Here is a 13898-nt window from a genome sequence, read left to right as displayed (position 1 = left end):
TTATTTTTGCCCCCATGCCGAAACTAATCAACCTAGCTGTATTTCAACGTTTTTTCCGCTCCGGACAAGTTGGCGGTTTCTTATTGCTAATTTGTGTAGCCATCTCCTTACTGATCGCCAATACAGCATCGAAAGAAAGTTTTGAAGCTTTTTTAGAAACCAAGCTCGGGTTTGGAAACGTTAACTATAGCATTCTTGCCTGGATTAATGATGCTTTAATGGCCATATTCTTTTTGCTTGTGGGCCTGGAAATTAAACGTGAGCTTGTAGAAGGCGAACTATCTTCATTAAAAAACGCAGCACTTCCGGTAATTGCTGCGTTAGGTGGCATGTTGGTTCCGGCCGCGATTTATGCAGTATTTAACAAAGGAGCCGAAACTGCCAGCGGTTGGGGCATCCCTATGGCCACAGATATTGCATTTGCGCTGGCCATAATTGCCATGCTTGGCAAAAACGTACCCGCTAGCTTGAAGATATTTTTAGCAGCTTTGGCTATTGTTGATGATTTAGGCGCAATCTTAGTAATCGCTATATTTTACACCAACCAAATTCATTTTGAATATTTGGCAATGGCCGGCGGAATTTTAGTGTTGTTAAGTTTAATGAATTATTTCGGTGTAAAAAGCCTGATCTTCTATCTCATCCCCGGAATCTTTCTTTGGTATTTCATTCATCACTCCGGCATTCATGCCACCATCGCCGGAGTACTTTTAGCATTCACCATCCCCACAAATGAAACGGATGTTTTATCTCCTTTAGAAAAACTGGAGCACGCTTTAAGCGTACCGGTAAATTACCTCATCATGCCAATCTTCGCCCTGGCGAACACCAACATCACCTTCGAAAAAGAGATGATTACAGGACTGGTTTCTCCTTTAGGCCTGGGCATTATAGTAGGTTTATTTGTGGGAAAAACAATCGGGGTAACATTATTTTCCTGGTTGGCCGTTAAACTTAAATTTGCCGATTTACCCACCGGAGCAGGCTGGAAACATGTTTTAGGTTTAGGCATGTTGGCAGGCATCGGTTTTACAATGTCGATATTTATCGCGTTATTATCTTTTAGCGATGCCCTACATGTATCAGAAGCAAAGTTCGCCATATTGACGGCTTCAGTTTTATCGGGTGTGGTGGGTTTTGTTTTTTTGAAATCTTTGAAGAAAAGTGAAGACTAACGCGAAGGAAATAATCAGCCTTTAAATCGCTTTAAAATTCCCGCCTACGCAAGGATGACGATGGGTAGAATGATTTTTCAATCGCGAAAAGCTCATTTCGCCTGCCTGCTGCAGGCAGGAAATGATGGATGGGCGAGCAAAACACCTAAGAACTTCGATGTCTGCTATTGATCTTTCACCCTGCTATCCGGCATAGGAGACAATGAAAGGAGAAAACGTCAAAGCTTTTGAACAAACTTTCAATACCCATCTTAACAAGGCATCGCGTATTCTGCGAGTCTTCATCGCAGCTTGTGATGCCGCCAATTAAGCTTTGAAGAATTTATCCAACATTGGATCCAGGCCTTGATTTTATTTATCGTTTATCATTTTTTTTTAGAGGTATTAATGAGCTCGCTGAAGGGCTCGGTTTTGCTTCTTTGTTATCAAGAACAAAGAAGAGGCCGCCGCCGATGAGACGAAGAAAAAATTAAAGGGGAAGCTGCAAATTCTACTGATCTTTTTTAATAATGAAGCGATTTTACAACTAAAACCTTTAGAAAAAATTTCTCCCCAGCGAACGCTCATATTTAAAATCGAACAATCCCATTTAATGTGTCCATAATTATTTACATTAGCGTAATTGAGGGATTGATCAATCCAGGATAGCAAATTTCTGCTTTTTAATCATTTAAGTTTCGTTTCAAGTCCACCTCTAGCCCGCCATTAGTCCACCTCATATCCACGTTTTACCCATACCTGCTTGCACCCTGCTCCCAGCATACTTCGGGACTGCTTCGAGAATACTTAAGTTCATGCAAAGGAATTCCCATCCTTGTGTGGTGCTTGCATGGTACTGAATAGGTGGTATTAGGTCAGGATAAGGACTATAATAGGTAGGGATTTCCCGAACAGAGGGCGAACGCAGAGGGTTTCTATCTGGAAGGGAGTAAGATGCCATTTGAGCGAAGTGTCAAATAGCAACGTAAAAGATGCGAAGACAATACATTTAACCACCCCCACCCCTCCTTGAAATAAAGAGGGGAGTTTTCCCCTCATAGTTCTATAACAAATTGCCAGATTGCCTTGGCTCGCTCAAACCCAGCCTCGCCTGCCTTCCGCAGGCAGGCAATGAAGACCTAATTTATGATAAACATGCGCTGTAGCACGGAGGGTTTAATTCCACCCCCCGCCTAAAGCATGATAAATATTCACCACTGCATTTAGCTGCTGTTTTTTGGTTTCTATTAATTCCAATTTGGATTGCAATGCATCCCTTTGGGTCATTAAAACCTCGAAATAATCAGCTCTGGCCGCTCTAAAAAGGTCATTGGAAATCTCTATGGATTGTGTTAATGCCACAACCTGTTTTGATTTTAAATCGTAGCTTTTCTGAAGATTCGAAATATTGGAAATTTGATTTGCAACCTCGATGTATCCGTTCAGGATGGTTTTTTCGTAGTTGAAAACGGCTTGTAACTGTTTAGCGTTTGCAGATAAATATTCTGCTTTAATCGCATTTCGGTTAATAAGTGGACCGGCTAAATCTCCAGCGAGGGAGTAAATCAACGATTCTGGTGTACGTAATAAATAAGAAGGGTTAAATGCCTGATAACCGATGCTGGCAGAAATCCCCAACGAAGGATAAAATTGCGCCTTCGCTACTTTAACATCTAATTTTGCCGCTTCCAAATCGTATTCGGCTTGTTTAATATCAGGTCGGTTAGCCAGTAATTGAGCCGGTAAGCCGGCCTGAACAGTAGGTGGAACTAATAGCGTAAAAGCATTTCGATCTCTAACAATTGGTTGTGGAAACCGGCCCAATAGGTAATTGATTTTATTTTCACTTTCGGTAATGTCTTGCTGAATGTCGAATTCTAAACTTTTGGAACTTAAAACTTCGGCCTCAAACTTACGTACGGCAAGCTCAGTAACCCTTGTAGCTTGTTTTTGAATTTTCATCAGTTCAAGCGCATTGCTTTGAAGAGCAATATTTTGTTTAACGATTTCCAGCTGATTATCCTGTGCCAGCAGTTCGTAATAGGTATTGGCTATTTCTGCAATCAAATTCGTGATGACGAAATTTTTCCCTTCAACCGAAGACAGATAGCGGTCGACTGCGGCTTTCTTGGAATTGCGAAGCTTATGCCAGATGTCGGCCTCCCAATTGGCCTGCAAACCAAATGCATAATCGGGCAACACTTCCGGCACACCTTTACCCGGAGTAATTTCCGTTGAGGCATCGCCGGCACCAGAACTGGTGTAGCGGCCAACTTTATCTAAACCAGCGCCTACCCGGTAGCCCACTGTAGGAAGCAATTCACCTTTTTTGGCCTTAATTTCGTTCTTAGCCACTTCAATCTCCTGCAGGGTAATGTTTAGTTCCTGGTTATTTTTAAGGGCGGTATCGATCAGGCTTACCAGATTTGGATCCGTAAAAAAACTACGCCACTGTACAGCTCCTGTATTGGTACTATCTAATGAGGTATTAAAACTAGCTGGTGTATTTTTATGCTCATTACGTTGGGCAAAATCGGGCACTTTACAAGCATTGTAAGTGGCAATAATGATGGCTAACCCAAGTATTTTATAAATTTTTTGCTTAAACATTATCTTCAATTTCTTCAGTTAACGGATGTTCTTCTTCAATTTTAATCAACTTGTGTTTGGCTGCGATGGTACCGAAAATATAGTATAATCCTGGAATCACGATCACGCCGAATATGGTTCCGAACAACATCCCTCCTGCTGCTGCTGAACCGATTGTCCTGTTTCCAATTTTACCTGGGCCGGAAGCAATCATTAAAGGAATCAAACCTGCAATAAATGCAAAAGAAGTCATTAAAATAGGTCTGAAACGTACACTTGCACCTTCCAAAGCGGCTTTTAAAACTGTGGCACCCTGACTATGCCGCTGGGTAGCAAATTCCACAATCAAGACGGCATTTTTCCCCAGCAATCCAATCAGCATCACCATGGCTACCTGAGCATAAATGTTATTTTCTAACCCCAACAACTGCAGGAACAAAAACGCTCCAAAAATACCCGCCGGCAAAGATAAAATTACCGAAAGCGGCAAAATGAAGCTTTCATATTGTGCGGCAAGAACAAGGTAAACAAAGCCCAAACAGATCAAAAAGATATACACCGCTTCATTACCTCTGGAAACCTGATCTTTAGAAATCCCTGCCCAATCGATACCGAAGCCCCTTGGAAGTGTTTTGGCGGCTACTTCAGTGATGGCATTAATTGCCTGACCCGAGCTATAGCCTGGTGCAGATTGTCCACTAATTTCAGAAGCGTTGTACATATTGTGACGCGTAATTTCAGATAGTCCATACACTTTTTCCATCTTCATGAAAGCCGAAAACGGAACCATTTCATCACGATCGTTTTTCACAGAAAGCTTTAATATATCTGCTGGCAACGCTCTGTATTGTGGCAAAGCCTGAACCATCACTTTATATTGGCGGTCATATTTAATGAAACTGGTTTCGTAATTACTCCCTACGAAAGTGGAAAGGGTATTCATCGCATTATCAATGGTTACGCCCTTTTGCTGCGCTATTTCATTATCAATATTCAACATGTATTGAGGAAAACTTGCGCTGTAAAAGGTAAATACCGACGACAGTTCTTTTCTTTTATTAAGCTCTTTTACAAAATCATTTCCAACGGTTTCCATGCGTTTGTAATCGCCACTACCGGCTTTATCTAACAATCGGAGTTCGAAACCTCCTGCTGCACCGTATCCTGGAACTGCCGGCGGTTGGAAAAATTCAATAGTAGCACCAGGAATAGATTTTGCTTTTTCTTCCAGTTCTTTTATAATTTCTGATGCAGAGTGTTTGCGATCGTTCCAATCTTTAAGGTTGATTAAACAGGTTCCGGAATTAGAGCCGGTACCTTCCGTTAAGATTTCGTAGCCTGCTAACGATGAAACTGATTTTACACCATCTATATCTTCACATAGTTTTTGCAGGCGTTCTGCAATCTGGTCGGTACGTTCAAGCGTTGATCCTGGGGGCGTTTGAATAATCGCATAAACCATCCCCTGATCTTCATTTGGAATAAATCCTGAAGGTACGGTTCCGCTTAGTCCCCAAATCCCGAAGCAAAAAGCCACAAGAATTCCGAAGGTTAATAACCGGCGCCCCACCACTTTGCTTAGTACAATTTCATACTTACCAGATAACTTATTGAAACCATTATTAAAGCTATCTAAAAATCGGTCAACGGCCGTTTTCTTTTTCGGTTTCCCATGGTTGTTTTTCAACATAATGGCACACAAAGCTGGCGTTAACGTTAGTGCAACAATACCCGAAAGAATAATTGCTGTCGCCATAGTGATGGAAAACTGACGGTAAAAAATACCAACCGGACCAGACATGAAAGTTACCGGGATAAATACTGAAGCCATTAAGAAAGTAATGGCGATAATAGCACCACTGATTTCTTTCATGGCTTGTTGCGTGGCTTTTAATACCGATAAACGCCTATCGTTTTCCATCTTCGCATGTACAGCCTCAATCACCACAATGGCATCATCTACAACCACCCCAATGGCCAAAACCAAAGCAAATAGGGTAATTAAATTGAGCGTAATGCCAAACATAGACATGAAAACAAAAGTTCCGATCAAGGATACCGGCACCGCAATAGCTGGAATAACAGTAGAACGCCAATCTCCCAAGAATAAAAACACCACCAAACCCACTAAAATAAAGGCTTCAATTAAGGTATGAATTACTTTTTCGATAGAAGCATCAAGGAACTTGGAAACATCATAACTGATTTCATAATTCAATCCCTTTGGAAAAGAAGTTGACTTAATTTCAGCCATTTTAGCTTTCACATCTTTGATTACCTGACTGGCATTACTTCCATACGATTGTTTTAAAACAATCGCCGCAGATGGTCTGCCGTTTAAATTAGAATACAAATTATAGGCTGCACTGCTGAAATCAACATCAGCCACATCTTTTAAACGCAACATTTCCCCATTCGGATTTGCCCGTAAAATGATGTTTTCGTAACCCTCTTTCGTATTAAAACGACCAGAATATTTTAACACATATTCAAAAGCTTGTGAACGCTTGCCAGAACTTTCTCCGGTTTTACCAGGTGAGGCTTCCAAACTTTGCTCATCAAGCGATTTCATCACTTCATCGACAGAGATTTTATAAGCCTGCATTCTATCGGGCTTTAACCAAATGCGCATCGCATAATCCCGATCGCCCAAAATATCAGCAAAGCCTACCCCATCAATTCTTTTTAATTCGGAAAGTAAATTGATGTCGGCGAAATTGTAAAGGAAATTCTCATTCAACTTTGGATCTGTGCTATACAAATTAATGTACATCAACATATTGGATTCTTCACGGCTGATCTTTACACCTTCACGAACCACCAGTGGCGGAAGTTTGTTGGTTACCGCAGCCACCCGGTTCTGTACATTTAAGGAAGCCTGATTGGGATCAGTTCCTAAATTAAATACCACCTGAATGGAAGCTTCACCATCATTACCAGCATCTGAAGCGATGTATTTCATCCCCGGAACACCATTTAACGCTCGCTCCAACGGGATAACTACTGATTTGATTAATAACTCGTTATTTGCTCCAGGATATTCTGCCGTGATATTAACCTTCGGTGGCGAGATAGATGGAAATTGGGTAACGGGAAGATAGGAAACCGATAATGCGCCTAGAAATAAAATAATAAGCGATACGACTATAGAAAGGACGGGCCTTTGTATGAACTTGCTAAACATAAAAAATTATTGCTGGAGTTATTCGGTTTTTAATCTTAACTGTTTGATTACTTCTTGAGGATTTTGGAATTTGAAAGTGATCTTATCATCATCTTTCACTTTTTGCACGCCTTCAAGTAAAATCTTATCTCCTATTGATAATCCGCTACCTACCACATATAAATCGGGCATTTCGCCAGTGATCGTAATATTGCGTGAGTGTACCATATTGCGATTATCAACTACAAAAACATAAGTTTTATCCTGGATTTCGTAAGTGGCTTTTTGAGGTATAACCAGTGCCTTTTTCAGGGGAACAACCATTTGAATTTTTCCCGTTTCGCCGTTCCGAAGCAAATTATCGGCATTGTTAAAACGAGCCCTGAAAGCGATGTTCCCGGTTTCATTGTTAAACTCACTCTCGATAACTTCTACTTTCCCTTTCGATTTCAATAGCTCATTATTGGCTAAAAGTAAACTCACTTCTTGCTGCGTTTTTGCTTTGGCAGCCGCCTGGTAATTCAAGTACTCAGGTTCGGAGACATTGAAATAGGCAAACACCTGACTGTTATCAGACAAGCTGGTTAACAGTGCACCTTCGTCTACAAGGCTTCCCAACTTCAATGGAATCCGATCGATGGTGCCATTAAATGGTGCCCTGATTTCGGTGTTAGATAAATGATATTTCGCTAAAGATGTCTCGGCATTAGCTTGTTGCAGTTTCGCTTTGGCCATGGCAAGCTCATTTTTCGAAACCACATTTTTATCAGAAAGCAATTTGGTATTTTCTACTTCTAATTCTGCTGCTTTGGTTTCGGCCTGGGCTTTCAAAACTTCTGCCTGTGCCATCCGAGGCATAATTTTAAATAAAACTTGCCCGGCATGTACCTGCTGCCCTTCATCAACATAAATATTTTGAAGATATCCCTTTTCCTGAGCACGTACTTCAATATTCCGAACAGATTTAATTTGCGATACATATTCCTTCGTAAAGGAGGTATCGATGGTTACCGGAGAGGTTACGGCATAAGTAATTGCTTCTTCTTTTTCTTCCTTTTGCTGATTACAACCTGCTGCAGAGAGCAAAGCACACAGGCCAAAATACATGAAACTTCTGTTCATTTTTTTACTGAATTTATCTGATTTAATTCTTTCAATAGAATTAGAAGTGGAAAATCGCTATATTCAGCAATGATTACATTTACCAAATAAACCCGGCTTCCCCTTAATTCCGATGCGAAATAAGGGTAGAATTATGAAGTTATAATGAAGTTGATTTCACGACAGATCATTTCAGCATTTAGAAGATTACTGCTGATCATTTTAATTTAAAAACATTTTTATCTTCATGCTGTTTAATCCTCAAATCGGAACAACCATTTATGATGAATAATATACCTCTAACTGTAAAGCGATCAATAGAATTACTGGGTTTAATGGCACTTGTAGCCGTTTTGGTAATTGGTCGCGATATTATTATGCCTATACTGATGGCATTTTTTATCAGCATTATGCTGTTACCTATTTATCGGTTCCTAAAAAGAAAAAAAGTTCCGGAAACCTTTTCAATCATCTTGCCTATTTTATTGGTTGCCATATTTGTGGCCCTCATTGTATGGTTTTTCTCCAACCAAATCGGAATTTTGGTTAAAGATTTTCCTCAAATTAAAAATAATGTTACGCAGCATATTAATTCTTTAAGCGATTGGATTAGTAGAATTTCGCAGTATGACGCTAAAGAGCAAAAAGCCTTTATTCAGGATAAAAGTGATGATATGATGAATATGGGTACCTCATTGGCAGGTGGTGCAGCGGTTACTTTGAGCGGCATTTTCGTGTTTATCGGTCTGTTACCCATCTATATTTATCTGATGCTTTTTTATAAAGATATTTTATTGCGGTTCATTTTTATGTGGTTCAAGCCAGATCATCACTCAAAAGTGAAAGAGGCTATTTATGAAACCGAATCGATCATTAAAAGCTATCTGGTTGGTTTATTAATCCAGGTGACCTATATGACGGTTTTATTAGGTGGAATTTTAATGCTAATTGGTATTGAACACGCACTGCTCATTGGAGTGGTTTTCGCAATATTAAACCTGATTCCTTATGTGGGTGCTTTAATTGGGAATGTGATCGGTGTATTATTAACCTTGGCTTCGTCGCAAGAGTTGTGGCCTGTTATTACAGTATTAGGTGTTATCGCTGGGGTTCAGTTTTTAGATAACAATATTTTAATGCCACGAATTGTGGGTTCAAAGGTTAAAATTAATGCCTTATTCTCTATTCTTGGAGTATTTATTGGAGGTAGCGTTGCTGGAATCTCAGGGATGTTCTTAGCTTTACCAATTGTTGCGGTATTGAAAATTATTTTCGATCGTACAGAAATGTTTAAACAATGGGGTGTTTTATTGGGAGATGAACGTCCGGCTAGAAGCCCGATGACATTTCCATCTTTTAGAAAAAAGAAACCCGTTCCGATAAAAAGCGGCACAGAAAAAGAATAGTTAACAATTATTATAAATGAGAAAATTAAGCACAATCCTTTGCGTGAGCACTATTATTTTAGCCGCTTGCAGTTCATCCAATCAACAGTCTGGTGAGAAAAAAACCGACTCCATGACTGTAAATGAAACATCCAATAAGCCGGTAGATGCGATAACCGGAAAACTGACACTTTTATCGACTCCAAAAATAGGTGAGCCGATTAATATAAAATTTACCGTTTACAACAATGCAGATACCGCTGCAAAATTCTGTAAATGGCATACCCCTTTCGAAAACCTGATGAGTAAATATGTTGATGTTATCATGGAAGATGGAACGGAATCAGCTTATAAAGGTGCGATGGCCAAAAGGGTAATGCCACCTCCGGCTGATAGTTACATCACTTTAAAACCTGGTGACAGTACCAGTGTCGATTTCGACTTAAATAACGCTTTTACCATTGACAAGAGCGGTAAGTACACCGTTAAATATAATTCGGCTGGTATCAGCGGGATAGTGATTAAAGACAGTTTACAACTTAACATTGTAAAATAATTTTAATTCGTTGTAATTAAAACCATTATTGTTAGTCAAATGTTATATTGATAAATTAAATCGAAAATAAAATGGGACTATTAAAAACAGCAATAATTGGTGCCGCAGTTTATGCAGGCTTTAAATATGTGACGAAAAAAGATCCAATAACAGGTAAATCTATTGTAGATGACTTGAAAGATCAGGCACCTGAATGGGTTGAAAAAGCAAAAGGATACAAACGTGAATTCGAAACACGTGCAGATTATGCTAAAGAAGATCTTGGGATCTAGTCATTAGTCATTAGTCATTAGTCATTAGGATGGAATGCAAAAGGCACCGCTGGTTTAACCAAGCGGTGCTTTCTTTAAATTTTCTTTTTATTGGCAGGTTTCCGCTCCTCCAGATAGTAATGCCAAATCATCATTAATCCGATGGTGCGAAAAGGTTTCCAGTCTGCTACCGCACTTAACAACTCATCTTTATTTTTATCTTTTGCGATGTTCTTCAAGCTTTTCAAAGCATTGACTGCAGCTAAATCGCCAGTAGGAAAAACATCGGTATGGTGCAAAATGAAAATCAGGTAAATATCTGCAGTCCAATCGCCTATACCTTTTACTTTTTTCAGTTGATCTCTAATTTCATCATCAGGAAGTATTTCTAATTGTAAAAGATCTAACTGACCGTTGCTAATTTTCTCGGCTAGGTCACGTACATAAACGGCCTTCTGCCTACTGAAATAACAAGCCTTCAATTCCTCATCCTTGAGTGTAAGGAAATTCGCAGGAGTGATTGCCCCTATTTTAGCTTTAAGCTTTTGCATAGCCGCAAGCGCAGACGCTAAAGATACCTGCTGCTCTAAAATAATATGAACCAACGATTCAAAAGTGTTGGGCCTCGTCCAAAAGGGTGGATAACCATATTTTGCTAAAACGCTTGCCAATTCCTGATCTTTGCTGGCCAGGTAGTCGCACAACTCATAAAAATTATGTTGATTAAAAGTTTCAAACATAAAGCAAATTACCGCAAAAGAATATCATACGCAAACCTCAATATCGTCCCGAAAACTACAATTAAGAAAAATATGCGTACAAATTTATTCCCTTTTAGCAACGCCAGCTTGGTACCAAAATAAGCGCCGCCCAAATTAAAAATAGCCATTGGTATGGCATATTGAAAGAGGATATGGCCGGTAGAACTAAAATAAATTATAGCCGCCAAATTGGTTGCAATATTTACAATCTTGGCATGAGCACTTGCGCCAATGAAATCAAAACCTAAAACTGCAATAAAAACCAAAATCAAAAAAGAACCTGTGCCAGGGCCAATTAAACCATCATAAAAACCAATAAGCAAACCAAAAATAGCGGCCATTGAAACCTGTTGTTTAACAGTATGGTTTTTCTCCTGATGGATACCAAATTTTTTGTTAAAATAGGTATACAGTGCAACAAAAACCAGCACCACCAAAATAATGGGTTTGATAACTGAATTATCAATCCGGCTGACTAAAAAGGCCCCAAACAGTGCGGCAAAGAAAGCAGTGCTGGCACAGGCCGCCAATACTTTTAAATTAAATTTTACTTGTTTTGAATACTTGAAGGCTGCTAAAGTGGTCCCTGCTATCGACGGGATTTTTGTCGTTCCGAGTAATGTAGCTACGGGATAATGTGGTAAAATTAATAAGGTGGCAGGAGTTTGTAATAACCCACCGCCACCCACAATAGCATCTATAAACCCTGCTGCAAAAGCAACCAAGCAAAGCAATAACAGTTCATTAATCATTGATCAGGATTAAGGGATTTAAGGATTTTAAAATCATCTTGCTCGTTGATTCTTCCATATCAATTTTTCTCTTCCCTATTTCCCATTCTCAATTACCTGTTCTCAAATTTCCTATTTCCTAGTTCCTATCCTACATTCTTTCCGGCGAAGTAATCCCTAAAATCAGCATCCCTGAATGAATAATATCAGCTGTTTTCTTGCTTAAATTCAAACGGAACTGTTTAGTTTCTCCTGCTTCGGTTTTAACAATTGGAGGCACTTCGTGATAAAATTTGTTAAATAACTTCGCCAACTCATATAAATAATTAGCCAAACTCGCCGGACTATAAGCTTTAGCAGCAATCTCAATTTCTGCCGGATATTTTGCCAACAAAAGAATCATTTCCAATTCCACAGGCAACATTTCTCCATCCTTCGGAATTGTTGACTTAGCGGTATATTCAGCTTTAGCTAGTAAAGATTTAATCCTCGCATGCGTGTATTGAATAAATGGACCCGTATTGCCTTGAAAATCGATACTTTCTGCAGGATTAAATAATAAACGCTTTTTAGGTTCTACTTTCAAAAGAAAATATTTTAAGGCGCCTAAACCAATACTCTGATATAAAGCAGCCTTATCTTCTTCGCTGAAGTCATTTGTTTTTCCCAGCTCTTCGGTTTTTTCACGGGCAGTAGTCACCATGCTTTCAATTAATTCATCAGCATCCACCACCGTTCCCTCACGACTTTTCATTTTACCGTTTGGTAAATCGACCATACCGTATGATAGGTGATAAAGTCCTTTAGCCCAGCTTTTACCTAATTTCTCCAAGATTAAAAATAACACCTTAAAGTGATAGTCTTGTTCATTACCAACCACATAAATCGACTCATCCATATTGAAATCGTCGTGTTTCATTTCTGCAGTGCCTAAATCCTGGGTAATATATACAGAAGTCCCATCAGCACGTAGAACCAATTTCTGATCTAAACCATCAGCCGTTAAATCAATCCAAACCGAACCGTCTTCTTTCTTGAAGAAAACACCCTTTGCCAATCCTTCATCAACTGTATCTTTCCCTAATAGATAGGTATTGCTTTCGTAATAAAACTTGTCGAAATCTACACCAAGGTTTTTATAAGTTACGTTGAAGCCTGCATAAACCCACTCGTTCATGGTTTTCCAAAGTGAAACCACCGCCTCATCGCCTTGCTCCCATTTCAAAAGCATTTGTTGTGCTTCTTTAATTAATGGTGCATTTTTCTTCGCCTCTTCCTCGGTTTGTCCTTCTGCTTTTAAAGCTTCAATTTCTTTTTTGTATTCCTTATCAAAAATCACATAGTATTTTCCAACCAAATGATCGCCCTTTAACCCAGAACTTTCAGGCGTTTCACCATTGCCCCATTTTTGCCAGGCCAGCATTGATTTGCAGATGTGAATGCCACGATCGTTAACCAGGTTAACCTTTACTACATCGTAACCATAGGCTTTTAGCAATTCAGAAACCGAATAACCCAATAAATTATTACGAACATGCCCCAAGTGAAGTGGCTTATTGGTATTTGGCGAAGAATATTCTACCATCACCTTTTTCCCGTTGGATGGATAAACACCGAAATCAGAAGCTAAAATCTCATCATTAAACTGATTTAAAAAGTAGCTTTCAGAGATGCTTAAATTTAGAAACCCCTTCACCACGTTAAATTTGGTTACGTTTTCTACGTTAGCCACCAGATATTCACCAATTTCGTTTGCAGTTTGCTCAGGCGATTTTTTAGATATCTTGGTAATCGGAAAAACAACTATTGTTACCTGGCCTTCAAATTCTTTGCGGGTTTCTTGTATATTGATCAGGCTTTCAGCAACTTCTTCCTTATAAAGTTCAAGGATGGCTTTCTGCGCTTCGGAGATAATAAAATTCATGGCGTAAAAATAAGAAAAAAGTCCGAAGTCAGGAGGCGGAAGTCCGAAGTTCAAAAGCAGGTTAAATTTTAGTTTTTTGGAAAGGTGCTGTTGTGCTTATCGGTTTCTATGGCCTTGCTTTTCCTGGCCGTCCGGCAGGTGGGCGCTGCAGTCCCGATTGATTTCGATGAAAAATCGAAAACCGGGAGATGCCGCTGCGATGAGGTTTAAGCTGTCAGGTTTTTGTAAGAAACAGTCTTCTCTATGGAAGCGGCTATCAAATCTATCATCTCCATTCTCATAT

The 13898-nt window shown here is 39.5% G+C and carries 10 protein-coding genes; 4 read left to right on the top strand and 6 right to left on the bottom strand.

The window, feature by feature from the left end:
• Positions 1 to 14: 14 nt before the first annotated feature.
• Positions 15 to 1175: a Na+/H+ antiporter NhaA gene (gene nhaA, locus ASE92_RS09505; RefSeq protein WP_056849852.1), complete on the top strand. Its 1161-nt coding sequence runs from the start codon at positions 15 to 17 to the stop codon at positions 1173 to 1175.
• Positions 1176 to 2330: 1155 nt separating this feature from the next.
• On the opposite strand, the gene ASE92_RS09500 is transcribed toward nhaA, so the two are convergent.
• Genes ASE92_RS09500 through ASE92_RS09490 form a run of 3 tightly spaced genes read right to left on the bottom strand, consistent with a single transcriptional unit; the run spans position 2331 to position 8028 of the window.
• Entirely contained in the window at positions 2331 to 3764 is a 1434-nt protein-coding gene (locus ASE92_RS09500; RefSeq protein WP_056849851.1) for a TolC family protein, read from the bottom strand.
• A complete protein-coding gene (locus ASE92_RS09495; protein ID WP_056849850.1) occupies positions 3757 to 6927 on the bottom strand; it encodes an efflux RND transporter permease subunit in 3171 nt (1056 codons plus the stop codon). The genes ASE92_RS09500 and ASE92_RS09495 overlap by 8 nt, the downstream gene beginning before the upstream one ends.
• Positions 6928 to 6945: 18 nt before the next feature.
• Positions 6946 to 8028 carry an efflux RND transporter periplasmic adaptor subunit gene (locus tag ASE92_RS09490; RefSeq protein ID WP_056849849.1) on the bottom strand — a complete coding sequence of 361 codons (1083 nt, stop codon included), beginning with the start codon at positions 8026 to 8028 and terminating at the stop codon, positions 6946 to 6948.
• Positions 8029 to 8288: 260 nt separating this feature from the next.
• Between ASE92_RS09490 and ASE92_RS09485 the strand changes: the two genes are divergently transcribed.
• The 3 genes from ASE92_RS09485 (at position 8289) to ASE92_RS09475 (ending at position 10220) form a co-directional block, all read left to right on the top strand.
• Complete coding sequence (locus tag ASE92_RS09485) at positions 8289 to 9413, top strand: AI-2E family transporter (protein WP_082454999.1); 1125 nt, start codon at positions 8289 to 8291, stop codon at positions 9411 to 9413.
• A 16-nt stretch (positions 9414 to 9429) separates the two neighbouring features.
• Positions 9430 to 9948: a hypothetical protein gene (locus ASE92_RS09480; protein WP_056849848.1), complete on the top strand. Its 519-nt coding sequence runs from the start codon at positions 9430 to 9432 to the stop codon at positions 9946 to 9948.
• Positions 9949 to 10019: 71 nt separating this feature from the next.
• Positions 10020 to 10220 (top strand): hypothetical protein, encoded by a 201-nt coding sequence (locus ASE92_RS09475; protein WP_056849847.1) that lies wholly within the window; start codon positions 10020 to 10022, stop codon positions 10218 to 10220.
• Positions 10221 to 10294: 74 nt separating this feature from the next.
• Here ASE92_RS09475 and ASE92_RS09470 read toward each other — a convergent pair whose 3' ends face one another.
• From ASE92_RS09470 to argS, 3 genes are all read right to left on the bottom strand, one after another.
• A complete protein-coding gene (locus tag ASE92_RS09470; protein WP_056849846.1) occupies positions 10295 to 10939 on the bottom strand; it encodes a DNA-3-methyladenine glycosylase in 645 nt (214 codons plus the stop codon).
• Between the two features lie 8 nt (positions 10940 to 10947).
• Entirely contained in the window at positions 10948 to 11712 is a 765-nt protein-coding gene (locus ASE92_RS09465) for a TSUP family transporter (RefSeq protein WP_056849845.1), read from the bottom strand.
• 130 nt (positions 11713 to 11842) lie between these two features.
• Entirely contained in the window at positions 11843 to 13615 is a 1773-nt protein-coding gene (gene argS / locus ASE92_RS09460; RefSeq protein WP_056849844.1) for an arginine--tRNA ligase, read from the bottom strand.
• Positions 13616 to 13898: the final 283 nt, after the last annotated feature.

The sequence above is a fragment of the Pedobacter sp. Leaf41 genome, assembly GCF_001422545.1.
Taxonomy (GTDB): Bacteria; Bacteroidota; Bacteroidia; order Sphingobacteriales; family Sphingobacteriaceae; genus Pedobacter.
Note: the sequence above shows the minus strand (reverse complement) of the source record. Positions and strands in the feature narration are given on the sequence as shown.